This window comes from Variovorax sp. P1_G12 (genome assembly GCF_056405555.1).
The window spans coordinates 69,186-93,046 of sequence record NZ_JBFUBW010000015.1; the positions used below are offsets into that span (position 1 = coordinate 69,186).

The 23,861-nt window shown below is 69.0% G+C and carries 22 protein-coding genes; 4 read left to right on the top strand and 18 right to left on the bottom strand.

Features of this window, described 5'->3' with window-relative positions; all coding sequences use genetic code 11:
- Positions 1–106: 106 nt before the first annotated feature.
- Positions 107–2,725, top strand: coding sequence for a DNA topoisomerase (ATP-hydrolyzing) subunit B (gene gyrB / locus AC1D2O_RS18535; RefSeq protein ID WP_478157683.1), 2,619 nt, complete (start codon positions 107–109; stop codon positions 2,723–2,725).
- 4 nt (positions 2,726–2,729) lie between these two features.
- Here the strand turns inward: gyrB and AC1D2O_RS18540 are convergent, their stop codons facing one another.
- Complete coding sequence (locus AC1D2O_RS18540; RefSeq protein ID WP_478087378.1) at positions 2,730–3,965, bottom strand: MFS transporter; 1,236 nt, start codon at positions 3,963–3,965, stop codon at positions 2,730–2,732.
- 267 nt (positions 3,966–4,232) lie between these two features.
- On the opposite strand from AC1D2O_RS18540, the gene AC1D2O_RS18545 reads away from it, so the two are divergent.
- Together AC1D2O_RS18545 and AC1D2O_RS18550 are read left to right on the top strand one after the other, a co-directional pair.
- Positions 4,233–4,718, top strand: coding sequence for a hypothetical protein (locus AC1D2O_RS18545; RefSeq protein ID WP_478087376.1), 486 nt, complete (start codon positions 4,233–4,235; stop codon positions 4,716–4,718).
- 98 nt (positions 4,719–4,816) lie between these two features.
- Positions 4,817–5,995, top strand: a complete 1,179-nt coding sequence (locus AC1D2O_RS18550) for a metallophosphoesterase (RefSeq protein WP_478157684.1) — start codon at positions 4,817–4,819, stop codon at positions 5,993–5,995.
- 116 nt (positions 5,996–6,111) lie between these two features.
- On the opposite strand, the gene AC1D2O_RS18555 is transcribed toward AC1D2O_RS18550, so the two are convergent.
- The 3 genes from AC1D2O_RS18555 to AC1D2O_RS18565 form a co-directional block, all read right to left on the bottom strand.
- Complete coding sequence (locus tag AC1D2O_RS18555) at positions 6,112–6,543, bottom strand: PaaI family thioesterase (RefSeq protein WP_478087374.1); 432 nt, start codon at positions 6,541–6,543, stop codon at positions 6,112–6,114.
- On the bottom strand, positions 6,540–6,956 hold the full coding sequence (locus AC1D2O_RS18560) for a MerR family transcriptional regulator (protein WP_478087372.1): 417 nt from the start codon (positions 6,954–6,956) through the stop codon (positions 6,540–6,542). The genes AC1D2O_RS18555 and AC1D2O_RS18560 overlap by 4 nt, the downstream gene beginning before the upstream one ends.
- A gap of 127 nt (positions 6,957–7,083) precedes the next feature.
- On the bottom strand, positions 7,084–7,581 hold the full coding sequence (locus AC1D2O_RS18565; RefSeq protein ID WP_478087370.1) for a polyhydroxyalkanoate granule-associated phasin: 498 nt from the start codon (positions 7,579–7,581) through the stop codon (positions 7,084–7,086).
- Between the two features lie 184 nt (positions 7,582–7,765).
- On the opposite strand from AC1D2O_RS18565, the gene AC1D2O_RS18570 reads away from it, so the two are divergent.
- Positions 7,766–8,338, top strand: a complete 573-nt coding sequence (locus AC1D2O_RS18570) for an acyloxyacyl hydrolase (RefSeq protein WP_478087368.1) — start codon at positions 7,766–7,768, stop codon at positions 8,336–8,338.
- On the opposite strand, the gene AC1D2O_RS18575 is transcribed toward AC1D2O_RS18570, so the two are convergent.
- From AC1D2O_RS18575 to AC1D2O_RS18640, 14 genes are all read right to left on the bottom strand, one after another.
- Complete coding sequence (locus AC1D2O_RS18575; RefSeq protein WP_478087386.1) at positions 8,326–9,333, bottom strand: lysylphosphatidylglycerol synthase domain-containing protein; 1,008 nt, start codon at positions 9,331–9,333, stop codon at positions 8,326–8,328. The two genes, AC1D2O_RS18570 and AC1D2O_RS18575, sit on opposite strands and share 13 nt — an antisense overlap.
- A complete protein-coding gene (clsB, locus tag AC1D2O_RS18580) occupies positions 9,333–10,592 on the bottom strand; it encodes a cardiolipin synthase ClsB (RefSeq protein ID WP_478087366.1) in 1,260 nt (419 codons plus the stop codon). The genes AC1D2O_RS18575 and clsB overlap by 1 nt, the downstream gene beginning before the upstream one ends.
- Positions 10,589–11,317, bottom strand: coding sequence for an endonuclease/exonuclease/phosphatase family protein (locus AC1D2O_RS18585; protein WP_478087384.1), 729 nt, complete (start codon positions 11,315–11,317; stop codon positions 10,589–10,591). Before AC1D2O_RS18585 ends, clsB begins: the two co-directional genes overlap by 4 nt.
- A gap of 231 nt (positions 11,318–11,548) precedes the next feature.
- On the bottom strand, positions 11,549–12,112 hold the full coding sequence (locus AC1D2O_RS18590; RefSeq protein WP_478087364.1) for a Spy/CpxP family protein refolding chaperone: 564 nt from the start codon (positions 12,110–12,112) through the stop codon (positions 11,549–11,551).
- A 176-nt stretch (positions 12,113–12,288) separates the two neighbouring features.
- Complete coding sequence (locus tag AC1D2O_RS18595) at positions 12,289–13,194, bottom strand: pirin family protein (RefSeq protein ID WP_478087362.1); 906 nt, start codon at positions 13,192–13,194, stop codon at positions 12,289–12,291.
- 68 nt (positions 13,195–13,262) lie between these two features.
- A complete protein-coding gene (locus tag AC1D2O_RS18600) occupies positions 13,263–13,994 on the bottom strand; it encodes an aspartate/glutamate racemase family protein (protein ID WP_478087360.1) in 732 nt (243 codons plus the stop codon).
- Positions 13,995–14,007: 13 nt separating this feature from the next.
- Complete coding sequence (locus AC1D2O_RS18605) at positions 14,008–14,889, bottom strand: ABC transporter permease (RefSeq protein WP_478087358.1); 882 nt, start codon at positions 14,887–14,889, stop codon at positions 14,008–14,010.
- A 121-nt stretch (positions 14,890–15,010) separates the two neighbouring features.
- Entirely contained in the window at positions 15,011–15,928 is a 918-nt protein-coding gene (locus tag AC1D2O_RS18610) for an ABC transporter permease (RefSeq protein WP_478157685.1), read from the bottom strand.
- Positions 15,929–16,076: 148 nt separating this feature from the next.
- Entirely contained in the window at positions 16,077–17,348 is a 1,272-nt protein-coding gene (locus AC1D2O_RS18615; RefSeq protein WP_478087355.1) for an ABC transporter substrate-binding protein, read from the bottom strand.
- Between the two features lie 73 nt (positions 17,349–17,421).
- Complete coding sequence (locus AC1D2O_RS18620) at positions 17,422–18,534, bottom strand: ABC transporter ATP-binding protein (RefSeq protein ID WP_478087354.1); 1,113 nt, start codon at positions 18,532–18,534, stop codon at positions 17,422–17,424.
- An 87-nt stretch (positions 18,535–18,621) separates the two neighbouring features.
- The gene (locus tag AC1D2O_RS18625) at positions 18,622–19,908 is read right to left on the bottom strand and encodes a biosynthetic peptidoglycan transglycosylase (RefSeq protein WP_478087352.1); all 1,287 of its coding nucleotides are present in this window, start codon (positions 19,906–19,908) and stop codon (positions 18,622–18,624) included.
- Between the two features lie 241 nt (positions 19,909–20,149).
- Positions 20,150–20,722, bottom strand: a complete 573-nt coding sequence (locus AC1D2O_RS18630; RefSeq protein ID WP_478087351.1) for a hypothetical protein — start codon at positions 20,720–20,722, stop codon at positions 20,150–20,152.
- Entirely contained in the window at positions 20,703–21,587 is an 885-nt protein-coding gene (xrtQ, locus tag AC1D2O_RS18635) for an exosortase Q (protein ID WP_478157686.1), read from the bottom strand. Before xrtQ ends, AC1D2O_RS18630 begins: the two co-directional genes overlap by 20 nt.
- Positions 21,588–21,624: 37 nt before the next feature.
- Positions 21,625–23,697, bottom strand: coding sequence for a VIT and vWA domain-containing protein (locus tag AC1D2O_RS18640; protein ID WP_478157687.1), 2,073 nt, complete (start codon positions 23,695–23,697; stop codon positions 21,625–21,627).
- Positions 23,698–23,861: the final 164 nt, after the last annotated feature.

A 23,861-nucleotide genomic window follows, 5' to 3' on the forward strand; every position in this document is an offset into this window, starting at 1 on the left:
CCGCCCACCCCCTTGCAGGGGGCGATACCAGCGGCCCGGCGAAGCCGGTTCCGCGGTATCTCCCGAACAGACGGTGCCCAGCCAGGCGCCAGACAGAAAGACAGTGATGAGCGAAGAAAACAAGCCGGAAGTGCCGCACACCGAGCCGGTTTACACCCCTGAAATCGACAGCGCGATTCCGATCGAGGTGATCCCGGCCGACACGACCTACGGTGAAGGCTCCATCACGATCCTCGAAGGGCTGGAGGCCGTGCGCAAGCGCCCGGGCATGTACATCGGGGATACCTCCGACGGCACCGGGCTGCACCACCTGGTGTTCGAGGTGGTCGACAACTCGATCGACGAGGCACTGGCGGGGTATTGCGATGACATCGTCGTGACCATCCACACCGACAACTCGGTCTCGGTCACCGACAACGGCCGTGGCATCCCGACCGGCGTCAAGATGGACGACAAGCACGAGCCCAAGCGCTCGGCAGCCGAGATCGCGTTGACCGAACTGCACGCAGGCGGCAAGTTCAACCAGAACAGCTACAAGGTCTCGGGCGGCTTGCACGGCGTGGGCGTGAGCTGCGTCAACGCGCTGAGCAAGATGCTGCGCCTGACGGTGCGGCGCGAGGGCAAGGTCCACACGCTGGAGTTCAGCAAGGGCTTCGTGCAGAACCGCATCGTCGACGTCGTCAACGGCGTCGAGGTCTCGCCGATGAAAGTCACGGGCGAGACCGAGAAGCGCGGCACCGAGGTGCACTTCCTGCCCGACTCGGAGATCTTCAAGGAAAACGCGGATTTCCACTACGAGATCCTCAGCAAGCGGCTGCGCGAGCTGAGCTTCCTGAACAACGGCGTGCGGATCCGCCTGCTCGACGAGCGTACCGGCAAGTCGGACGATTTCTCGGGCGCCGGCGGCGTCAAGGGCTTCGTCGAGTTCATCAACAAGGGCAAGACCGTCCTGCACCCGAACGTGTTCTACGCCGCCGGCGAGAAGCCCGCCGAGACCTACGGCGGCATCCCCGGCACCCACATCGGCGTCGAAGTCGCGATGCAGTGGAACAGCGGCTACAACGAGCAGGTGCTGTGCTTCACCAACAACATTCCGCAGCGTGACGGCGGCACCCATCTGACCGGCCTGCGCGCCGCGATGACCCGGGTCATCAACAAGTACATCGAAGAAACCGAGCTGGCCAAGAAGGCCAAGGTCGAGGTCACCGGCGACGACATGCGCGAGGGCCTGTGCTGCGTGCTGAGCGTGAAGGTGCCCGAACCCAAGTTCTCGAGCCAGACCAAGGACAAGCTGGTGTCGAGCGAGGTGCGCGCGCCGGTGGAAGACATCGTCGGCCGGCTGCTGTCCGACTACCTGCAGGAGCGTCCGAACGACGCCAAGATCATCTGCGGCAAGATCGTCGAGGCGGCGCGGGCGCGCGAAGCGGCGCGCAAGGCGCGCGAGATGACGCGCCGCAAGGGCGTGCTCGACGGCATGGGCCTGCCGGGCAAGCTGGCCGACTGCCAGGAAAAGGACCCGGCGCTGTGCGAGGTCTACCTGGTGGAGGGCGATTCCGCCGGCGGTTCCGCCAAGCAGGGCCGCGACCGGAAGTTCCAGGCCATCCTGCCGCTGCGCGGCAAGATCCTGAACGTCGAGAAGGCGCGCTACGAGAAGCTGCTCACCAGCAACGAAATCCTGACCATGATCACGGCGCTCGGCACCGGCATCGGCCGGGCCGGCGCGACGACCTCGGGCGGCGGCGCCGACGACTTCAATGTCGCCAAGCTGCGCTACCACCGCATCATCATCATGACCGACGCCGACGTCGACGGCGCCCACATCCGCACGCTGCTGCTGACCTTCTTCTATCGGCAGATGCCCGAGTTGGTCGAGCGCGGCCACATCTACATCGCCCAGCCGCCGCTGTACAAGGTCAAGGTCGGCAAGGAAGAGCAGTACCTCAAGGACGGGCCGGCGCTCGACGCCTTCCTGCTCAAGGTGGCGCTGAAGGACGCCAGCGTCGCCACCGGCGGCGCGAGCCCGACGACCCTCAGCGGCGACACGCTGGCTGAACTGGCGCGCAAGCACCAGCTCGCCGAGGCCGTGATCGCGCGGCTCGGCGTGTTCCTCGATGCGGCAGCGCTGCGCGCCATCGCCGACGGCGTCTCGCTCGACCTCGACACCACCGCCAGCGCCGAGGCCTCGGCCGTGGCGCTGCAGAACAAGCTGCGCGAACTCAACACCACCGGCGCGCCGGCCGACGTGTCGAGCGAATTCGACACCCGTACCGACAAGCCGCTCCTGCGCATCAGCCGCCGCCATCACGGCAACATCAAGAGCAGCGTGCTGACGCAGGACTTCGTCCATGGCGCCGACTACGCGGCGCTGGCCGAGGCCGCCAAGACCTTCCGCGACCTGCTGGGCGAGGGCGCCGTGGTCAAGCGCGGCGAAGGCGAGCGCGCCAAGGAGGAAAAGGTCAACGATTTCCGCGAAGCGATGCGCTGGCTGATCGGCCAGGCCGAGAACGCGACCGCGCGCCAGCGCTACAAGGGGTTGGGCGAGATGAACCCCGAGCAGCTGTGGGAAACGACGATGGACCCGGCGGTGCGCCGGCTGCTGCGGGTGCAGATCGACGACGCGATCGAGGCCGACCGCGTGTTCACGATGCTGATGGGCGACGAGGTCGAACCGCGGCGCGCGTTCATCGAGCAGAACGCGCTCAGGGCCGCGAACATCGACGTTTGAGCGTTCAGCTGCGGCGTTCGGCCGAGGCGGTCAGCGCCACCCGGCCGGGCGTCCGCCCGAGTCCGCCCACGACCCCCGCAGCCACCAGCACCAGCGCGCCGCTCAGCAGCATCGCGGTCGAGATGCCCCAGCCGTCGACCGCGAGGCCACCGAGCAGGGCGCCGGAGGCGATCGCCACCTGGAAGCCGCTGACCAGCAGCGCCTGGCCGGCTTCGGGTGCATCGGGCACGGCTTCCATCATCCAGCCGGTCAGTGCGACCGGGATCATGCCGAAGGCGACGCCCCAGGTGATGACCACCGCAGCGCCGGCCACGAAGCCGCTGCCCACCACCGTCGACAGCAGCAGCGCGGTGGCCAGCAGCACGGCCGCCAGCAGCGCGGCGGAGCGCACGTTGCGCGCGACCAGGCTGCCGCCGATGAAGGTGCCGACGAAGCCGACCGCGCCGTAGGCCAGCAGCAAGGCCGTGACCGGGCCCGAGCCCAGTCCGAAGACCTGCTGCAACAACGGCTTGAGGTAGGTGTAGGCCGCGAAGTGCCCGGCGACCAGGAACAGCACGGCCAGCAATCCGACCTGCGCCATGCGCCGGGTCAGCGGCGTGAGCAGGTCGCGCGGCCGGATGGCGCGGGCCGGCGGCATCGCGGGCAGCAGCCAGATCTGCACCGCGAGCACGATCGCCGCCAACCCGCCCGTGACACCGAAGGCCGCGCGCCAGCCGGCCAGCGTGCCGACCAGCGCCCCGGCCGGCACGCCGAGCACGGTGGCCACCGAAACGCCGGCGAGCACCAGCGACATGGCGCGCGCCTGGGAGCCCGGCGCCACCAGTTGCGTGGCGGCGCTCGGCGCGAAGGTCCAGAAGCCGCCGACGCACAGGCCCAGCATCAGCCGGGCCACCAGCATGGTCGTGAAGTCGGGCGCGAAGGCGGCCAGCAGGTTGGAAGCGACCAGCAGCGCCGTGAGCGCCACCATGACGGTGCGGCGGTCGAGGCGGCCGGAAGCGACGATCAGCGCCGGTCCGGCGAAGGCGGCGAGCACCCCCGGCATCGTGACCATCAGGCCGGCCGTGCCGTCGCTGACCTGCAGGCCGGCGCCGATGTCGGTGAGCAGGCCGATCGGCAGGAATTCGGTCGTGACCATCGCGAAAGTGCCGACGGCGATGGAGCCAACCGCGAGCCAGGCGGCGCGCGACGAATCGGCGACGGGGGCCGACGTATCCGCGCAGGGGGAGCAGGGTGCGTTCATGAGGGCGACAGAAAGCGGCTTGGGCGCGGCTTCCGGAGCTTTGTTGCGAGGTCATCGAGTCTGGCCGTGGATCGCAGGCCCCGAAGCGTCGCGCGGAACATCTCAATTTCCGGTTCGCCAACAATGAAAACCGTCGGTTGTCATGCGTTTTTCGTTCTTTGTGCGTCTCGGCGGCGCCACTGCGTGTAAACGCTATTCCTAGCCCGACTCTTGCTAAGGAGAATTGCCGGCGAGCAATCGCCATTCATGAGCAAGGACAGCAGAGCAATGACCCCGATCCGGTTTTGGCGGCCCGCAGCGGCCCTGGCGATCCTCGGTGCATTCACTTCGGCGCAGGCGTTGACGAATCCGCCGATCCGAATTGCCCAGGGCATCGAATACATGTGCGGCGGCAAGAGCAGCGCCGAGGCGAGCTTCATGGAGACGGTGGCGCCGCGCTGGGCCGCGACCCTGGAGTTCGCGGTCAGCCGCGGCAAGCCGGGCCAGTTTCCGAGCGACGTGAAGGTCGTGGTTCGCGAGCGCTATTCCGGCCGGCTGGTGATGGAGGCGGCCACCGGCGCACCGATCATGCTGGCACGGCTCGACCCCGGCGCCTACGAGGTCGAGGCCACGCTGGCCGGGATCACGCTGCAGCAGCCGCTGACCGTGTTCAACGGCTTGAGCACGAAGGCCGTGTTCGTCTGGCCCTCGAACGTCGATTTCGCCGCCGCGATGGGTCTCCCCCGCGCCGAACAACAAGCCTCCGTCAGGTAAACCGGACCTGCGGCTGGCGCCCCCGGCAAGGGGCCTTGAACGCGGAGCGATCGCTCCCACATGAAGAGGCCGGGCTCTGCCCGTCTTTCTGGGCCCCGATGCCGTTTCGCCCCCTCATTCTTCTCACCACGCTGTTGCACGTCTACATCGGGCTGCGGCTGTGGCCGGCGCTGGCGGGCCTGCCGTTCGCGCAGCCTGCGCTGCTGGCGGCGCTGTTCGTGTCGGCCTCGACCATGCCGCTGCCTTTTGTCGGCATGCGTTCCGACAGACCGCAGTTCGGCGACGTCTGGAAGTGGATCGGACTCATCAGCATGGGCTGGTTCTCGTCGATGATCCTGCTCACGCTGTTGCGCGATGCGGGTCTGCTGCTCGGTTGGCTCGGCGCGGCCGCTTCGGGTGCGACCGTCGACTGGGCGCGTTGGGGTGTCTGGAGCGCCGCGGCCGTGCCGCTGGTGGCGAGTGCGACCTCTCTGGTCGGCTTGCTGAACGCGCGGCGCACGGCGGGTGTGGTGCGGGTCGACGTGCCGATCCGCGACCTGCCTTCGGCGCTGAACGGTTTCACGATCGCGCAGCTCAGCGACATTCACGTCGGGCCGACGATCAAGCGCGGCTACATCCAGCGCATCGTGAATGCGGTCAACGCGCTGGGTGCCGACATGGTCGCGATCACCGGCGACCTGGTCGACGGCACGGTGGCCGAACTGCGCGACCATATCGCACCGCTGCAGCAACTCAAGGCACGGCACGGCACCTTCGTGGTGACCGGCAACCACGAGTACTACGCCGGCGCGCATGCCTGGATCGAGGAGTTGCGCCGGCTCGGCCTGCGCGTGCTGCTCAACGAGCACGTGGTGCTGCAGACGCGCAACGTGAAGGGCGCCCAGACCGACGAGGAAGTGCACGAAAGCGCGCTGCTGGTGGCGGGCGTGACCGACTACACGGCGGGGCATTTCGATGCGGCGCATGCGAGCGACCCCTATGGCGCCCTGTTCGACGCGCCGCCGCTGGTGCACACGCGGGTGCTGCTGGCCCACCAGCCGCGCAGCGCGCCGGACGCCGCGGGCGCCGGCTACCACCTGCAGCTCTCCGGTCACACGCACGGCGGCCAGTTCTTCCCATGGAACCTGTTCGTGCCGTTGCAGCAGCCTTTCACGGCCGGCCTGCACAAGCTGCAGGAGATGTGGGTCTACACCAGCCGCGGCACCGGTTACTGGGGCCCGCCCAAACGCTTCGGCGCCCCGTCGGAGATCACCTTGTTGCGGCTGGTGCAGGCTTGAGCCCCCACGCTCCGTCACTTCGTGTACTCGCTGCCCCCCAAGGGGGAAGCAGCAGGCCGCCCGTCCGTGCGAAGCGCGGACTTCGCCGCGCTGGCGGCCCGGCGCCGGCCTGACCTTCAGGCTGCTGCCGGCTTGATGTTGCGCGCGCTGCCGAGCAGCGTGGCGCAGAGCGTTTCGTTGCCGTCGGCATCGACCGCGAACACGTCGGCCGCGCAGACGGTGAGCAGCTTGCCGGCGCTGACCACGCGGCCCCTGGCGCGCAAGGCCGCGCCGACGGCGGGCGCCACCAGCTTCAGCGTGGCGTCGACGGTCGCGTTGATCCAGCCCTCGGGCAGCATGCTGCCGGCAGCACCGACCGCGGCGAAATCGGCCACGGCGAAGACCGGCGTGGCCTGGAGCTGGCCGGGGCGGAAGGTGAAGGCTTCGGCGATCGGGATCTCGAGCTCGACCTCGCCGCGGGCGAGTCGGATGAAACGCAGGCCCAGCGTGCGCGCCATCGGCATCGCGAGCACGGCGCGTTCGAGCTGCTGGAGGTGGGAGGGGGTCATTTCCTGTCCTTTCGAGCGGCCGTCTTCGGCCAGGGGGTGGGGGGCCGGGTCCGGGCGCGTTGCCGGCGGTCCTGCTCGCGCAACCAGGATGCGTGTTCGAGAACCTGGCTGCGCTGCGCCTGCAGTTCGGTGATCTGGCGCTCCAGCGCGTTGGCGCGGTCCTGCAGCGCCTCGGTCATGGTGGCGATGCTCAGGCGGCCGGCGCGATAGGCCGGCAGCAGCTCTCCGATGGCCTGCAGCGAGAAGCCGATGCGCCGCGACATGGCGATGAACACGACTTCGCGGCGCATCGATTCCGGATAGTCGCGGTAGCCCGACGCCGTGCGTGCCGGCAGCAGCAGGCCCATCCGCTCGTAGTGGCGAAGCGCATGCACCGTGACGCCGGCGCGTTGGGCGAGTTCGGAAATCCGCATGTGCGAAGGCTAGCAAGCCTCGCGTTGCACGAAGCTTGGGGCGGCCGGATTTATTCTCGGCCCGGCGTCGCTTCAGGGTTCGGCGCCGGCCGCGAGGACCCGAAGTGTCGGCGTGTCGGGGGCTCTCTCAGGCCTGCTCGGCGAAGAGCCGGCGCGCATTGGAGGTCGCCTTGGCGTGGATCGGCTTGAGACCGCGTTGCGCGATGCGCGCGCTCGCGCTGGACAGTTGGCTCACCGCCTCGGCCGAACGGGCAGCGGCGCTGCCGAAGGCTTCGGCATGGCCCACGGCTTGGGCCGTGGTGGTGCTGGTGGCCAAGGAAAACAGGGCCGCGCCGCTGCTCAACCAGTGCTTCACGGCGCGATTCACCAGCGCGAACTGGGTGGTGTGCAGCTGGTTGGCCATGGCGGCCCCCGATTCGCTCGCCGCCGCGAGCTTTTCGTGGCTCATGAGCTGGAATTCGGCGAGATCGACCTCGCTCGGCAGGAGCCCGGCCTTCGCCATGCGCTCGGTGCGCATCTGGATCACCGAGCCGGACGACAGCAGCATCTCGTGGGTCTTCAAGGCCACGTCGACCCACAGCATGAGCGGGTTGAAGAAGCGCGGCGAAGAGAAGCTGGGAGTCATGGAGGTCTTTGGACGGTATTCGTGGGGCTGATCCGACTATAGACCTCCAGGCCGCTTTTTGCTGCACTGCAGCATCGAATAGGGGTTCCCGTCCTACCCCTCGGCTGGGTGAAATCTCGAGACATGTCGCACACAAGCTTTGCGATGCTTGTTACATTCGCTTTTAAAACGCAAGCCTAGACCTATGACCAACATGCTGCGCTGCCTCAAGCTGCTGCCGTGTGCAGGATGCCTGTCGCTTTCCCTCGCTGCCACAGCGGCGCCGCAGGACAGCGCGCCGGGCATCTACATCGATCTCGGGCAGGGTGTCCATAGCAATGACAACACCGATTCGCTGACGCTCGGGGCGGTGGTGCCGTGGACGCATTGGCCGCAGATCCAGGGCGGCGCCGTGTCGTTCTATTGGGATTTCTTCGTGAGCCAGTGGCGCGCCCCGCGCCCGCACGGCGGGGACAAGCGCAACTACACCCAGCTCGGCGTGATCGCCAACTGGCGCTATCGCTTCGACCAGGGCGATTCGCCCTGGTTCGTCGAGGCCGGCATCGGCGGGACTGTGATGGACCAGCTCTACCGCACCGTCGACCGGGAGTTCAGCACCACCTTCCAGTTCACGGAACAGTTCGGCGTCGGGCGCAGCTTCGGCGGCCAGGGCGAGCACGAGCTGTCGCTGCGGCTGCAGCATTTCTCGAATGCCGCCATCAAGTCGCCGAACCCGGGCGAGACCTTCGTGCGGGTGCGCTACCTCTATCGCTTCTGATCACCGTCAGTCGCTGCACCGGCGCGGCGCAGCTTTCTGACACGCCACTCGGTGGCCACGACGGCCAGCGCGGCGAGAGTCAGTGGCACGAGGTAGTAGATCGCCCGGTACGCGAGCAGGGCGCCCAGCAGCGTGCCCTGCGGCAGCCGGTGCCCGAGCAGCGCCAGGAAGACCGCCTCCAGCACACCCAGTCCGCCCGGCACGTGGGTGATGACACCCGCCACCGCGGCGACCAGGAACACCGCGAGCACTTCCGGGTAGGGCAACTGGTGCAGCAGCAGCAGCCAGACGACGCCGCCCATCAGCGACCAGTTGGCGGCCGAGAGCAGGAGTTGAAGCAGCGCCATGCGCAGCGACGGCGTGTCGAGCTCGTGGCCGCGGATGCGCCAGGTGTGCTCGCGCGCGATGGCGCAAAGGCCCAGGTAGGCGATGCCCGCGACCAGCAGCAGGGCGCCCAGGATGCGCAGCCCCTCGCCGTCCAGTCGCCATTCGGGCGGCAGCGTCATCGGCCAGAAGCAGAACACCGCGCCGGCGAGCACCAGGTAGCCGATCCAGTTGGTCAGCATGCTGAAGCCGAGCAAGCGCGTGATCGTGGCGTTGTCCAGGCCGAGGCGCGAGTAGAGCCGGTACCTGAAAGCGACGCCGCCGATCAGCGCGCCGAGGTTGAGGTTGAAGGCGTAGCTGATGAAGGTGACGCGCATCACCACGCGAGTGCCGAGCCGGTGGCCGGTCATGCGTCGGCCGAGGAGGTCGAAGGTGCTGTAGAGCAGGTGGCTGCAGCCTGCGAGTGCGCCGGCTGCGAGCAGCGCGGGTAGCGGGATGTCGTGCAGCGCGTCGAGCACCTCGCCCCAGTCGATCGTGCGGGCCTGGCGCACGATGAGTACGAGCACGACCGCGAAGAAGAGCCAGGCGGCGATCCGCCGCAGGCGCGCCCAGGGTCCGGCTGCCTTCGGCCACGGTGGCGCGGCGTCGCCCGCAGCGGGCCGGCGGGCCATCATGCCCTGTCCGTCCGGGTGGCGCTGGCGTCTTTCGGCTCGGGCGTCTCGAGCGGCTCCAGCCGCGGCGCATGGCGCGGCAGCCAGCCGACCCAGGAGGGATACCAGCGCAGCAGGTGGAAGACGAAGAAGCTGCGCACCAGCCGCCAGCCGCTCCATTCGCCCAGGTCCGAGGCCTGGACCCGCTTGCACTTGTTCCGCATCAGCGTATCGAGCCGCTCCCACAGCGCCTGGTTGAAGGATCGGTCGCGAACGATCACGTTCGCTTCGAGGTTCAGCGACAGGCTCAGCGGGTCCAGGTTGCTCGAGCCGACGGTGCTCCAATCGTCGTCCGCCAGCGCCACCTTGCCGTGCAGCGGGCGCTCGCAGTACTCGTAGATGCGCACGCCGGCGTGCAGCAGGTGGTGGTAGAGCAGGCGGGCTGCCGCCTTCGCGATCGGCATGTCGGGCTCGCCCTGCAGGATCAGCCGGACATCGACCCCGCGCCGCGCGGCGCGGCGCATTTCCTTGATCATCCGGTAGCCGGGGAAGAAGTAGGCATTGGCGATCACGATGCGATGCCGCGCACTGCGGATGGTGGCGAGGTAGTGGCGCTCGATGCCGTTCGTGTGGCGGCGGTTGTCGCGGGTCACGAACTGCGCTGCGGCCTCTCCCGCCGGCGCGGTGTTGTCGTGCACGGCGGCCTTGAGCCGGCGCCGGTACCAGCCCGGGCCCTTGCCGCCGATCGCGATCGCTTGCAGCACGAAGCGATGGATCTCCGAGACGATCGGACCGGCGAGCTCGACCGCGTAGTCCTGCTTGGCCTTGGGGCCGAAGTCGAGCAGGTGATCGGCCGAATAGTTGATCCCTCCGACGAAGGCGAGCGCGCCGTCGATGACCGCGATCTTGCGGTGCATGCGCCGCAGGACGTTGAACCGCTGGCCGAAGAAGCGCCGGCCCGGATCGAACACCCGCACCTGGACACCCGCGGAGGTCAGCCCGCGGATGAAGCCGGGCGACAGCGAGGGCGAGCCGAAGCCGTCGATCATCAGGTCGACTTTCACGCCGCGCGCAGCCGCCGCGCGCAGGGCGGCGTGCAGTTGCTCGCCGACCTTGTCCTCGAACAGGATGAAAGTCTCGACGACGACCTCGCGCCGGGCCTCGCGGATGGCTTCGAACACGCGCGGGAAGAACTGCTCGCCGTTCTCCAGCAGTGCGACGCGGTTGCCTTCGGTCCAGCGTCGGCCGGCGGCCCGGGTGTCTTCGGCGTAGCCGCTCACAGCGCGATCTCCGCCACCAGCGGCGTATGGTCCGACAGGTGAGACCAGGGCTTGCGCGGCAGCACGACCGGCGAATGCGCGCTCGCGTTGCGCACGTAGATTCGGTCCAGCGGCAGCATCGGAAAGCGCGCGGGAAAGGTCCTCGCGGCGCTGCCGTTGGCCTGCACGAACACTTCGCGCAGCAATGCGCCCTGCGCGAGGATTTCGTGCGCGCGGCCGCGCCAGTCGTTGAAGTCGCCGGCCACGATCAGCGGCGCATCCGGCGGCACCTCGTCGCGCACGATATGGCACAGCAGCTCAAGCTGCTGCGTGCGGTGCGCTTCGGCCAGCCCGAGGTGGGCGCAGATCGCGTGGACGTCGATCGGCCGTGCCGGCAGCCGCAGCACGCAATGCAGCAGGCCGCGCTTCTCCGGACCGGCGATCGAAATGTCATGGTTGCGGTAGTGGACGATCGGAAACTTCGACAGCACGGCGTTGCCGTGGTGCCCCCTGGGGTACACCGCGTTGCGGCCATAGGCGAACTGCGGCCACATGGTGTCGGCCAGGAACTCGTAGTGCGGCGCCTCGGGCCAGTTGTCGATTTTGCGCGAATGGCGCGAGTGGGTGCCCAGCACTTCCTGCAGGAACACCACATCGGCGCCCACCGTGCGTACCGCCTCGCGCAGTTCCGGCAGGATGAACTTGCGATTCAGCGCCGTGAAGCCCTTGTGGGTGTTCACGGTCATGACCTTGAGCGAGGTCGAAGAGGCCGCCGCGACGGCCGAATGGGAGGTGGGCTTCACAGCCTTCGTTGTAAGCCCGAGGCTGTGCCGCGGCTGTAGGAACGCACCACCTTCTTCGCCGGCTTGTGCGGGACGGGCAGCGTCCTGACCGCTTCGCCGTCGACGTCTGCGGCGACCCTAGGTAAAAGCCCCCGGCGCGCGAGCGCCGGGGGCTTGGTTCCGCATGGGGCCGTATCAGCTCTTGGCGGGCGGCGGGGCGGAATGATGGCGATGCCCGCCAGGGCCGCCGTGACCCTCGTGCGCACCGAAGCGAGGCATCGATTCCGCATCGAAGGTCTTCTGCTGCTCCGGCGTCAGCGTCGCGTAGAAGCTGCGCGTCGCATCGGCCCGCTTGGCGAACATCGCGCTGCGCTCGGCCTGGCGCGCCTGCATGCGGTCGAGGCGCTGCGGTGTCGTCAGCTTGGCGAACTCGGCGCGTTCGGCATCGGCTTGACCCATGGGACGGGCCGGCCGCTGCTGGGCCGCCGTGAAGCTGCTCCAGCCGCCTTCCTGGGCCGGCGTGAGCTTCAGCTTTTCCTTCAGCGCCGCGAGGCGCTTGGCGTGCTGCGCCTGCATGCGCTCCAGGCGCTGGGCGTGGTCGGCGCGGTCGTGGGTCGGCTTGGCCGGGGCTTGTGCGCCGGTCTGCGCCTCGGCGGCCGGCGGCGGCGTCACCGGGGCCTGGGCGAAGGCACCCGAGCAGGCGAAGGTGGCGGAGGCCAGCAAGCCGGCCAGGAGGAATTTCTTGCGGGACGGGATCATGACAGTGCTTCCTTTCGAAGAAGCCCGCCGCCGATGGGCAGCAGGTGAAGCCAAGTGTGGCGACCGCATGTATCGCGACCGTGAGCCCGGGGTTAGCGCGGGTAAAGATAGATGAAGGCGCTGCGCCGCGTTGCCAGCGGCGGCGGCGGTCCAGGGCGCGTGCGTTTCGGCGCGCCTCAGCCCAGCTTGCCGCTCTGGAAGTCGTGCATCGCCTGGGTGACCTGCTCGCGCGTGTTCATCACGAAGGGGCCGTACTGGGCGATCGGTTCGTGCAGCGGCTTGCCGGCGATCAGCAGGGCGCGTGCCGGACTGTGGTTGGACGCCGGCGCACGCAGTACGGCGCCGTCGCAGCCCGGCTCGTTGGCGAGGATCGCCATGCGCTTGGTCGGGATCTCGCTGTTGCCGATGTAGAGCGACTCGCGAAAGACATAGACCAGCGCGTTGTGGTCGTCCGGCAGCGGCTGGGCGAATTCGGCACCGGGAGGCAGTTCGATGTCGAGGTAGAGCGGCTCGGTATGTTCGCGCTGCATCGCACCCTTGACGCCGTGGCTGTGGCCCGCGATGACACGCACGTGCGCACCGGACGGGGTGATGAATTCGGGGATCTCGGGGCTCTGGATGTCGCGATACCAGGGCTCCCGCATCTTGTCCCTGGCCGGCAGGTTGAGCCAGAGCTGGAAGCCTTCCATGAGGCCTTCTTCCTGCTCGGGCAGTTCGCTGTGCACCAGTCCGCGGCCGGCGGTCATCCATTGCACGCCGCCGTTCGAGAGCAGGCCTTCATGGCCCGCGCTGTCGCGGTGGCGCATGCGCCCCGAGATCATGTAGGTCACGGTTTCGAAGCCGCGGTGCGGGTGGCTCGGGAAGCCGCCGATGTAGTCCCCGGCGTTGTCGCTGCCGAAGGCATCGAGCATCAGGTAGGGATCGAGCCGCTGCTGCAAGGGTTGGTGCAGCACCCGCGTGAGCTTGACGCCATCGCCGTCGCTGGTCGAGACGCCGGCGACGATCTGGTCGATGCCTCGCGGCCGGGCGAGCGACGCCGGTTCGACCGCGTGGGTGGGGTGGGCGTGGGAGGGGTGGCTCATGGCGGCATGGTGGCACGGTTGAGGCGACCGCGCCGCTGGTGGGGCTGTAGCAGACAGACACCGGCCGGTCAGCCCAGCGCCTCGAGTTCCCAGGACACGCTCTGCCAGGCCACGCCGAATCCCGCGGCGGCGGCGGGCGCCGTGCCGGTCCGGATGGCCTCGAGCGCCCACGCGCCGCCTGCGCTCACGCTGTCGATCAGTGGCACCGGAACCGAACCGGCGATGTCGGCGGCGATGCCGGCCAGGGCGGCGCCGCCGAGGATCACGGCCCGCGCCTGGAAGCGCAGCGCGGCCTCGCGGCAGGCCTCGGCCAGCAGGGCGCGGGCGCCGGCGGGGTCCTCGGCGAGTTGGGCGCCGGTCGGCGCCACCGTGTGGATGCCGGCCAGCGAGGCCGAGCAGCCGAGCGAGGATGCCAGCCGCCCGAGCATCGGCCGCCAGCGTTCGCCGCCGGTCACGATGGCGAAACGGCCGTGCCGTGTCGCCGCCGCGAAGGCGGCTTCGGCCAGGCCGCCGACCGGCACGCCGGCGCCGTCGCGCAATGCGAACAGCCCCGGGTCGCCGAAGCAGCCGATCAGGATGGCATCGGGCCGCTCGCCGTGCGCGTGTGCCGCGGCCCAGGCGTCGAGCACCGCGTGCTGCGCCACCGCGTAGGTGGCCTCGCTGGCGATGTAGGGGGCGCCGAAGCGGGCGGTGACCGTACGGACGCTCGCCGCGCTGCCGAGTTGCGCCTGCAGATGCTGCTGCAGGAGGACGCTCACCGCGGCGGAGGTGTTCGGGTTGATCACCAGCAGACGGGTCATGGGCGGGCCTGCATCAGCGTGCGCGCTTCGCGCGTGGGCGCAGCAAGGCGGCGGTTCCCAGCGCGAGCGCCATCACGGCGAAGGACACGACGGTGGTCACCGTGCCGAGCGCGTAGATCGATGGCGTGGTCACGGTGGAGGTCAGCGCCTGCAGCTCGAGCGGCAGCGTGTTGACATCGCCGATGGCTTGCGAAGTGCGCGCGATCTCGTCCCAGCTCAGCGTGAAACCGAACATGCCGATGCCGACCACCGATGGCCCGATCAGCGGCAGAACGACGTGCAGAAAGCTCTGCCACGGCGTCGCGCCGAGGTCGCACGCGGCTTCCTCGTAGGCGGGATTGAAGCGGTTGAAGACCGCGAACATGATCAGGAGACCGAAGGGCAGCGTCCAGGTCAGGTGGGCGCCGAGCGCCGAGGTGAGGAGCCCGAGCGCGGTGCCGTAGTTCTCGAGCGTGCCGGTGGCACCCAAGGCGCCGAGTGCGCCCTTGAGGCCACTGTCGAGCAGCCGGAACTGCAGGCCGATGCCCAGCGACACGATGATCGACGGCATGATCAGGCTCGCCACGGTGACGAAGAACAACGCGTTGCCGCCCTTGAGCCGCTTGCGGAAGGCCAGGCCGGCCAGGACCGACAGCAGCACGGTGCACAGCATCACCACCGCACCGAGCATCAGCGAGCGCCCGAAGGCGGCGCCGATGTCGACGGTGCCCAAGCCTTCGGCGAGCTTGCGGAACCAGTGCAGCGAGACGCCGCGCAGCGGAAAGGTGAGGCCGCCCTCGGGGCCCTGGAAGCTCAGCACGAAGATCGTGATCATCGGGCCGTAGAGGAAGACCACGAACAGCGCGAAGATGATCGCCAGGGGCCAGTATCCGGGGCTGCGCTGCTCACCGATCATTTTCGCTCCCCCGGCGCGCCCCTGGTCCAGAGTTGCCGTGGAACCGGCTTTGCCGGGCCGCAGGCGACGCCCCCTGCAAGGGGGTGGGCGGCTACACGAAGTGAGCCAACCTGGGGGTGTTTCATAGTTCTTTGCGGATGTCGACGAGGCGCATGAGTCCCCAGATGATCATCAGCACCACCGCCAGCAGGATCATCGCGTTGGCCGCCGCCAGCGGGAACTGCAGGTAGGAGGTCTGGACCTGGATGATCTTGCCGACCGAGGCGATCTGCTGGCCGCCCATCACGCCGATGGTGACGAAGTCGCCCATCACGATCGTGATGACGAAGATCGAGCCGATCAGGATGCCGGTGCGCGACAGCGGCACGATCACGTTCCACAGCGTCTGCCAGCCCGAAGCGCCCGAGTCGCTGGCGGCTTCGAGCAGCGAGCGGTCGATGCGCATCATCGAGTTGAAGATCGGCACGATCATGAACATCGTGTAGAGGTGCACGAAGGCCAGCACCACCGAAAAGTCCGAGAACAGCAGCCACTCGACCGGCGTGTCGACCAGGCCCATGCCCATGAGTCCCTGGTTCACCAGCCCGTTGCGCCCCAGCAGCGGCACCCACGAGATCATGCGGATGACGTTGGAGGTCCAGAACGGCACGGTGCACAGCACGAACAGCAGCGTCTGCATGCCCGGCGAGCGCACGTGGAAGGCCAGGAAGTAGGCCACCGAGAAGCCGATCAGCAGCGTGATGCCCCAGACCAGCAGGCAGAACTTGAGCGTGCTGATGTAGGTCGACAAGGTGACGCAGAAGTCGCCGTTGTCGGTGAGGTGCGAGCAGCCTTCGAAGATGCTCAGGTAGTTGCGCGGCGAGACCGCCGGGATCAGCTCGTACTCGTTGAAGTCCCACAGGCTGACCATCGCGATCAGCGCCAGCGGGATCAGGAAGAACAGCAGGAACACGAGCCCGAACGGCGCCGCCTGCCACCAGGCCTTGATGGGTTTGGTGGGCGGCGATGTGGCGCGGCCAATGGCGGCAGGTGCACTCATGAATGAAGTGGAAGGTGGAGTGTTTCCTCAGGCGAGCAACGCGAAGCCCGTTGGTGGGACACCGCGGAACCGGCTTTGCCGGGCCGCTGGTGTCGCCCCCGGCAGGGGGTGGGCGGCTACGCGCAGTGAGCCAACCTGGGGGGCGAGCTCATGCCGCCACGAACTCGTTCCATTTCTTTACCATGTACTCGTTCTCGTCCATCACCGCGTTCCAGCACGCGATGCCGCCCATGCGCTCCTCGTAGCTGCCGCCGTCGCGCAGCGCGCCGGCCTTGGCGATGACGTCGCCCTGCGGGCTCTTGATGTCCTGCGTGGCGGGCTTGCCTTCCATCCAGTAGGCCCACTCGTAGGGCTCCATCTTGGCCTTGGCGGTTTCCAGCACGGCGCTGTAGTAGCCCTGGCGGTTCAGGTAGGCACCGGCCCAGCCGTCGAGGAACCAGTTGATGAATTCGTACGCGCCGTCGAGTTTCTTGCCCGACAGCGTGGCCGGCAGGCCGAAGCCCGAAGCCCAGGCGCGATAGCCTTCCTTGAGCGGCTGGAAGGTGCAGGCGATGCCCTTGCTGCGCACCGCGGTCACGGCCGGCGACCACATCGACTGGATCACCACCTCGCCCGAGGACATCAGGTTGACCGACTCGTTGAAGTCCTTCCACAGCGCGCGGAACTGGCCCGCCTTCTTCGCTTCGATCAGGGTCTTGATCGTCAGGTCGATCTCGGCCTTGGTCATGTTGCCCTTGTCGGCGTACTTGTGGATGCCCTTGGCCTCCACCACCATCGCCGCGTCCATGATGCCGATCGAGGGGATGTTGAGGATCGCCGCCTTGCCCTTGAACTCGGGGTTCAGCAGTTCGGCCCAGGAGCCGATCGGGCGCTTGATCAGGTCGGGCCGGATGCCCAGCGTGTCGGCGTTGTAGGTGGTCGGGATCAGCGACATGAACTGCGTCGGCGTCTTCGAGAAGGCCTTGCTCTTCTCGCCCTCGAGGAAGATCACCTTGATCGGCGCCGTGCCCTGGTCGCCGACCTTTTTCCCCGCGACCTCGCCCTTGGTGAACAGCGAGGTGATCTTGTCGGCGTTCTTCACGCGCCGCGTGTCGATGCCCTTGAGGTTGCCGGTGGGCACGATCTTCTTCAGCGAGAAGTATTCGGTGTCGATCAGGTCGAAGCTGTTCGGCGCGGTCACGGCGCGCTTGGTGACGTCGTCGGTGGTGACGGCCACGTACTGGATCTCAATGCCGGTGTCGGCCTTGAATTTCTCGGCGATCGCCTTGTCCTGGTTGACCGCGGTGCCGAGGTAGCGCAGCACGATCTTCTCCTGCGCATGGATGGCCGGGAACACGCCCGCCGCGAGGATGCCCGCGGTGCCCTGCAGGAGCGTGCGGCGCTGCACGCCGGTGGAGGGGGTTTCGATCTTTTTGGACATGGGAGGTCTCCTGGAAGGCGGTGGTGAAGAAAGTGAAGGAACCGAAATGCGGGGGCGTGCGTGGCGGGCGCTGTCACGCCGCCATTGCCGCCAGGGCCGCCATCGGCGCGCGCCCGGCAGGCGGCGTGCCGCCACCACGTGCTTCGGGGCGCGTGGCGCCGGGGCCCAGCGTCCGCGCGTCGGCCTCGGCCCACGAGAGGCGCACGCTCTCGCCGACCCCGTGGTTGCGGGCGGCGAAGTCCTTCTCGGTCAGCAGCACCGAAACGCTGCTGAACTCCGGGCGCACGCCCGTGAGGCGCAGGCCCAGCAGCACGTAGGTGCCCTGGTACTCGACATCGGTCACGTGCGCGGGCAGGCCGGTGTCGCCGCCGACGGCGCCCGCGGGCGCGATCCGCATGTGGTCGTTGCGCACCGCGACCAGCCCGTCGTCGAGCGCGAACACGTTGTGGCCGCCCATGAAGCGGGCCACGAATTCGCTGGCCGGATGGTTGTAGACCTCGTGCGGCGAGCCGACCTGCTCGATCAGGCCGTTGTTCATCACCACCATGGTGTCGGCCAGTGCCATGGCCTCCTCCTGCGAGTGCGTGACGTGGATGAAGGTGAGGCCGAGCTCCTTCTGCCAGCGGCGCAGCTCCGCGCGCATCTGGATCCGCAGGAAGGGGTCGAGCGCCGACAGCGGCTCGTCGAGCAGCAGCACGCGGGGTTCGGTGATCAGGGCCCGCGCCAGCGCCACGCGCTGCTGCTGGCCGCCCGACAGCTCGCCCGGCTTGCGCTCGGCCAGGTGCCCCATCGCGACCCGTTGGAGCAGGTTGGCCGCGCGCTTGTGGCGTTCGGTCTTCGAGACGCCCTTCATCTTGAGGCTGAAGGCGACGTTGTCGAGCGCCGACAGGTGCGGGAACAGCGCGAAGCTCTGGAACATCATCGCGGTGCCGCGCGCCGCGGCCGGCAGGTTCGTGATGTTGCGGTTGTCCAGCAGGATGTCGCCGCCGGAGGCCGACTCGTGGCCCGCGACCATGCGCAGCGTGGTGCTCTTGCCGCAGCCCGAGGGGCCCAGCAGGCAGCAGTAGCTGCCGCTGGCGATGCGCAGGTCGATCTGGTCGACCGCGGGCGGGGCGCCGGCGGCGTAGCGCTTGCTCAGCGCGACGATTTCAACGGCTGCGGGCGGGGGGGCGGAGACAGCATCCATTGCGGATGCCATCGCAAGACATGTGCCAGCGAACCGGCGTGCCGCCGGCCTGTCGCCGCGCCGAGTTGGTGCGTGCCGCGGGCCGTGTCAGGGTGGTGGTGCGAAGCGGGCCGCGACCACGCTGCGCAGCAGGGCGTCGCGCTGCGGCTTGCTGATGCCGCGCACGCCTTCGGCCACCCACTTGGCGCGGTCGACGTTGATGTTTCCATCCGCCTGCCACTTGCGTACCGCGGCGGCCGGGTTGTTCAGCATGGCGGCCAGCCAGACCGCCTGCGCCGGCTCGAGATTGCGCGCGGAGCGCTTGAAATAGGTGCGCGCCGCCTTTTCGGCGCCGCAGATCTGGGCGCCCCAGGGCGCGTTGTCGAGGTAGAGCTGCAGGATGCGCGCCTTGCCCAGCGTCTGTTCCATCTCGACCGCGTAGAGCAGCTCGCGCAGCTTGCGGTCGGCGCTTTGCTCGCCGCCCGTCACCAGCATCTTGGCGAGCTGCTGGGTCACGGTGCTGCCGCCGCGCTCGGCCTTGGCGGCCTTCTGGTTGATTTCGAGCGAGGCCGTCAGTTCGACGATGTCGTAGCCCGGATGGGTGAAGAAGCGCTGGTCTTCGGCCGCGATCACGGCGCGCGCCAGCCAGCTCTCGTTGCCGAGCCGGCTCGGTGCGCCGCAGCTGCTGCTGCGCGCGTTGGCGATCGCCTCGGTGCCCAGGCCTTCGACCGTGAAGTCGGCGATGCGCGGCTGCAGCGTGAAGGTGCCGGCGGGCAGCACCACCTGGGCGTTCAGTGCCAGGGTGCCGCCGATGCGGGCGCGTTGCAGCTCCGCCAGGCCGGGCACCAGCGCCGCGTACCAGCGCACGATGGGCGTTTCGGGCACATGGATGTCGATCGTCAGGGCCTTCTGCGACAGCCGGCCGTTCCAGCGGGCATGCAGGATGCCGTCGTCGCTGGCGCCTGCCGTCGTCGCCAGCGGTCCGGGCGGCGCGGCCTCGAGCACGCCGCCGAGCGTGCCGGCGTCGCGGCGCACCGTGCCCCGCAGGCTGTCGAGCCGGATCGGCTGGCTGCCCAGCGCCGGCACCGTGGCACTGCAGGGCGCGCAGCGGAGTTCCAGGGTTTCGGTCGCCGCGTTCCAACCGAACCGGACCGGGCCGTGGGCGGTGTCCAGCGTTCGGCCGGCCAGCCAGGGCGCGAACCAGGTCGAGGTGGCCAGGCGGATCGCGGTCGGTACGCCGACATCGATCGCCACCGGGCCGGCCTGGATGCGTGCCGGCCACTCGTCGGGCCCGGGCGCCAGCGCCAGCCTGAGGATCAGGAACACCGCGACCGCCGCAGTCAGCACCAGGGCCAGGGTCGCGAAAAGCAGGTAAACCAGCGCTTTTTTCAGCAAATCACTCTCACTCTGTCAATGTTCCATCACGCCATCGCGTGACCCGCGACACCTGAAACCGGCGCAATCCGACACCAGGGATACCGCGGAACCGGCTTTGCCGGGCCGCTGGTATCGCCCCCTCGAGGGGCTGAGGTCCGCGGCTCCAAGTCTGCCTGCGCAGGCTTGGACGGACCCGAAGAGCCGCTGCCTCTGGCAGCGACTCGGGGCGCCGCAGGCGCTTCGGGGGTGTTTCCATGCATCATTCGATCGGTCTCGCCAGGGTCACAGCTTGCCACGGGCCGCTCGAGCGGCCGCTGGCCGCCGCCCAGTACCAGGCTGAAGTGTCGGTGAAAGCATCGCCCGCGGCGTCGACGATGCGCTCGCAGACCCGGATTTTTTGCCTGGCACCGCGTTCGGCGACGAAACAACGCCACAGTCGTTCGTGCAGGTCGCGCTCCAGACGGGCCTGGGCGATGCCGTAGCCCAGGGCGCGGTAGCAGTCGGCAGCCGGATGCAGCATGCGGGTCGGGGCATTCACCTGGCGCAGCACCAGCACCTGCTCGCCGTCGGTCAGGCGCGCGATGGCGCCTGGAAAGCGTTCGGCGAAGCGGCGTTCGACGGCGCTCATCGCCAGCGGCCGCAGCGGCGCACCGTCCCACTCGCTGGGCCATTCATGGAAGACGCTGGCGGCAGCGCCCGGCGTCGATCGATGCAGCGCCGAGCTGCCCGACCAGGCCAGGCAGAGCAGCATCGCGAGCGCGAACACCGCCTTGTGCAGGATGCGGTGCACGAAGCGGTTGGCGAAGCAGCGCTCAAGCAGCGGGACGGCCATGGCGGTCTCCTCGGGAAGTGGTCATCACCCATGCAATGCCGCCGCAGACGCCGGCCAGCAGCACCAGGCCGAAGGCATCGTGCAGCCAGGCCGCGGGCGCATGGCCGGTGGCTTCGAGCGCCACCAGCACGCTGTTGCGCACGATGTTGCCGGCCAGCACCAGCAGGCCGACGGCCGGCAGCCGTGCCAGGAAGCGCCGGTCGTCGCGCCGGGCCCAGAGCGCGACCACGCAGGCCGTGAAATAGCCGAGCCAGACCATCTGCACGCCCGAGCAGGGTGCGTCGACGATGACCAGCTGGCCTTCGATCCACAGGCTGCTGCCTTCGCGCGCCACCTCGAAGCCCGGTGCCAGCAGCCAACGGCTGGCCTCGGCGGTGATCACGCGCAGCGGATAGCCGGCATAGAACTGCAGGGAAGACAGCAGCGGCAGCGCCAGCACCGCCAGCCCGGCGACCGGCCACGAGGCGACCTGTCGGGGCAGGAAGGCCAGCAAGGCACAGGCCAGCGCCAGCATGGCGATGAGCGCGGCGGCCAGGGGCGGCAGCGAGGGCAGCGGGCCGACGCCGGTGCGGCCCAGCGTGGCGGCCAGCGTGGCCCCCGCGGCCAGCGCCAGCCAGCCGAGGCGCGGCGCGGCGCGCAGCTCGCGTCGCAGCGCGGCGACCAGCACGCCCAGGGCCGCGAGCGCCAGCAGGCCGAGCGGATCGTCGGAGCGGTCCAGCATCCGCTGTCCCATCCAGAGCCAGGTCGGCGCCAGCGCGGCGGCCTGCAGCGCGAGCCAGCCCGGGGCCGGTGCGCGGTCGAGCCGGATCCCGGCCTCGACGAGGCGCGGGTGGCGGCTTGCGAGTGAGGCAAGAGTCGTCGTCATGGTTCTTCTGATCGGTTGAGGACAGTCCCGCAAGGTCTCACGAGGTCAGCCGCCGGCGGTCGTTGCGGCGGGCGCGGCGCCGCAGCATCGCCAGCATCGAGAGCACCACCGCGATCGCACCCAGCGTCTCGGGCTCCGGCGTGCTCGGCACCTCGGCGCCCAGGCTCTGGCCGAGCGCGAGTTCGCTCACGCCCTGCGGCAGCGGCAGTGGCTGGTCGACGCTGGCGCCGTTCTGGGGCGCCGCGTTGCGCACCACCTGGTCGATCGCGATGAAGCTGGTGTATTGCGTGAGCAGGCCGTAGCGAAGCCCCAGGTCGGTGATGCGCTGGCGCAGCTCGTCGCCGCCCTCCAGCGCTTCCTGGTCGGAGAGGCTCGCGATGCGATGCCGTGCCCACAGGCTGCGCAGCGCGGCCGCGTCCCGGCGCGCCTGCGGGTCCACCTTCAGCACCTGCTGGTACGGACCCTCGGCGCTGCGGCCTTCGATCACGAGCCGGCCCTTGGCCTCGCCGCGCCACTTGCCGAACAGGATCACCGGGCGCTCGCCGAGCACGTCGGGGAGCGTCATCGGCTCCACCTCGTAGACATCGAGACCCTCGAAGCGCGCCTTCACCTGGGTCAGCACCGGCGACTCGACCATGCGGCGGAAGCGCGCGGCCTGCTCGGGCGCCTGGACCGGATCGGTGATCACGAAGGGCTCGCCCATGCCGGCGCGCGCCAGGCCTTCCATCAGGTGGCGGTTGACCGAGGAGCCGATGCCGAAGGCGAACAGGTTGGCCTTGGAGAGGTTCCTGCGAACCAGCTCGAAGGCCTCGCGCTCCACCGTGACGTAGCCGTCGGTGACCACCACCAGGGTGCGCGAGACGCCCTCGGCCTTCGGTTCGGCATAGGCGCGCTTCAAGGCCGGGATCAGCTCGGTGCTGCCGCCGCCGCCGTAGTTCTGGATCGTGGCCAGCGCCTGCGTGATGTTGGCGCGGGTGGCCGGCACCGAGTGCGGCGACAGCATCCTGTTGCTGCCCGAGAACAGCAGCACGTTGAAGGTGTCGCTGGGCCGCAGTCCGCCGATCAGGCGCTCGAGCATGACCTTGGCGGTGTCGAGCGGGAAGCCGTGCATCGAGCCCGAGATGTCGACCACGAAGATGTAGTCGCGCGGCGAAACGGCGTTCGCGGCCACCGACTTCGGCGGCTCGACCATCGCGAGGAAGAAGTTCTCGGCGCCGTCGCCGTGGCCCTGGTAGAGCATCAGCCCGGACTGGATCCGCTCGCCCGCGAGCCGCCAGGCGAGCACGAAGTCGCGGTTGTCGGCCGGCCCGGCGCTGCCGGCCAGCGTGACGTCGGCATGGGCATCGCCATCGCGCCGGGCGACCTCGATCGCATGGCTTGCCGAGCGCACTTCCTGCAGCGCCATCGGCACGTCGAGCGCGACCTTGAGCTTGAAGGCGGTGCCCGATGCGACCGCCGCGCGCAGCGTCGGCTGCGCCACCCAGCGGGCCTGCGCGTTCTCCGACTGCGGGCTGTTGTAGCGCGGCCCGACCACGGTCGGATAGACGAACTGGTAGTTGCCGCCCTGAGGCACCAGCAGCTCGGTGTAGCGCAGCGCCACCTTGACCTCGTCGCCCGGCAGGATGTTGGCGACGTTCATCTGGAACACGTTGGGCAGGTGCTGCTCCAGCAGCGCGGCGGTCTTGCCTTCCTTCTTCGCGGCGTCGTAGTCGATGCGGGCCTGCGCCTTCTCGCGGATCTGCGCCGTGATGAGGCGGTCGCCGATCCGCACGTGGAGGGCACCGACCGCGGCGCGGGTCGAGCCCGGGAACACATAGCGCGCCTCGATCGCCCGCTGGCCCTCGTTGCGGTAGGTCTGCGTGACGGTGACGTCGGCGATCACGCCCGAGATCTTCACGTCGACCTCGGTGCCCTTGAGCGGCAGGCGGTCGAGCTCGGGATCGTCGCTCTTGACGAAGAAGTACGGGCTCTCGGTCTTCGCCCGCGGGCCCGGCGCTTCCTGCGCATGCAGCGGGCGTGCGCTCAGTGCGAGAAAGCTCGCGGCGGCCAGCGTCACGGTGACGAGCCAGAGCCAGCGGCCGGGACGGATGGGGGTGGCAGGGGCGTCCATGGTGTTGTTCCTTCTCCTTCTTCTTGTGCGAACTTGCACGGTGCCCACTGTCGGGAGCGAGTGAGAAGGGGGTTCGAAGGTTTCTTGAAGTCGGCGCGCCCGGGGCAGGTTTGTGTGAAGTCCGTGTGAAGTCCCGCGCGTCGGCACTTCACACGGACATCGCG

Coding starts and splice junctions, on each gene's coding strand:
- gyrB (WP_478157683.1), top strand. CDS start 107: ATGAGCGAAGAAAACAAGCCGGAAGTGCCGCACACCGAGCCGGTTTAC.
- AC1D2O_RS18540 (WP_478087378.1), bottom strand. CDS start 3,965: ATGAACGCACCCTGCTCCCCCTGCGCGGATACGTCGGCCCCCGTCGCC.
- AC1D2O_RS18545 (WP_478087376.1), top strand. CDS start 4,233: ATGACCCCGATCCGGTTTTGGCGGCCCGCAGCGGCCCTGGCGATCCTC.
- AC1D2O_RS18550 (WP_478157684.1), top strand. CDS start 4,817: ATGCCGTTTCGCCCCCTCATTCTTCTCACCACGCTGTTGCACGTCTAC.
- AC1D2O_RS18555 (WP_478087374.1), bottom strand. CDS start 6,543: ATGACCCCCTCCCACCTCCAGCAGCTCGAACGCGCCGTGCTCGCGATG.
- AC1D2O_RS18560 (WP_478087372.1), bottom strand. CDS start 6,956: ATGCGGATTTCCGAACTCGCCCAACGCGCCGGCGTCACGGTGCATGCG.
- AC1D2O_RS18565 (WP_478087370.1), bottom strand. CDS start 7,581: ATGACTCCCAGCTTCTCTTCGCCGCGCTTCTTCAACCCGCTCATGCTG.
- AC1D2O_RS18570 (WP_478087368.1), top strand. CDS start 7,766: ATGACCAACATGCTGCGCTGCCTCAAGCTGCTGCCGTGTGCAGGATGC.
- AC1D2O_RS18575 (WP_478087386.1), bottom strand. CDS start 9,333: ATGGCCCGCCGGCCCGCTGCGGGCGACGCCGCGCCACCGTGGCCGAAG.
- AC1D2O_RS18585 (WP_478087384.1), bottom strand. CDS start 11,317: ATGACCGTGAACACCCACAAGGGCTTCACGGCGCTGAATCGCAAGTTC.
- AC1D2O_RS18590 (WP_478087364.1), bottom strand. CDS start 12,112: ATGATCCCGTCCCGCAAGAAATTCCTCCTGGCCGGCTTGCTGGCCTCC.
- AC1D2O_RS18595 (WP_478087362.1), bottom strand. CDS start 13,194: ATGAGCCACCCCTCCCACGCCCACCCCACCCACGCGGTCGAACCGGCG.
- AC1D2O_RS18600 (WP_478087360.1), bottom strand. CDS start 13,994: ATGACCCGTCTGCTGGTGATCAACCCGAACACCTCCGCCGCGGTGAGC.
- AC1D2O_RS18605 (WP_478087358.1), bottom strand. CDS start 14,889: ATGATCGGTGAGCAGCGCAGCCCCGGATACTGGCCCCTGGCGATCATC.
- AC1D2O_RS18610 (WP_478157685.1), bottom strand. CDS start 15,928: ATGAGTGCACCTGCCGCCATTGGCCGCGCCACATCGCCGCCCACCAAA.
- AC1D2O_RS18615 (WP_478087355.1), bottom strand. CDS start 17,348: ATGTCCAAAAAGATCGAAACCCCCTCCACCGGCGTGCAGCGCCGCACG.
- AC1D2O_RS18620 (WP_478087354.1), bottom strand. CDS start 18,534: ATGGATGCTGTCTCCGCCCCCCCGCCCGCAGCCGTTGAAATCGTCGCG.
- AC1D2O_RS18630 (WP_478087351.1), bottom strand. CDS start 20,722: ATGGCCGTCCCGCTGCTTGAGCGCTGCTTCGCCAACCGCTTCGTGCAC.
- xrtQ (WP_478157686.1), bottom strand. CDS start 21,587: ATGACGACGACTCTTGCCTCACTCGCAAGCCGCCACCCGCGCCTCGTC.
- AC1D2O_RS18640 (WP_478157687.1), bottom strand. CDS start 23,697: ATGGACGCCCCTGCCACCCCCATCCGTCCCGGCCGCTGGCTCTGGCTC.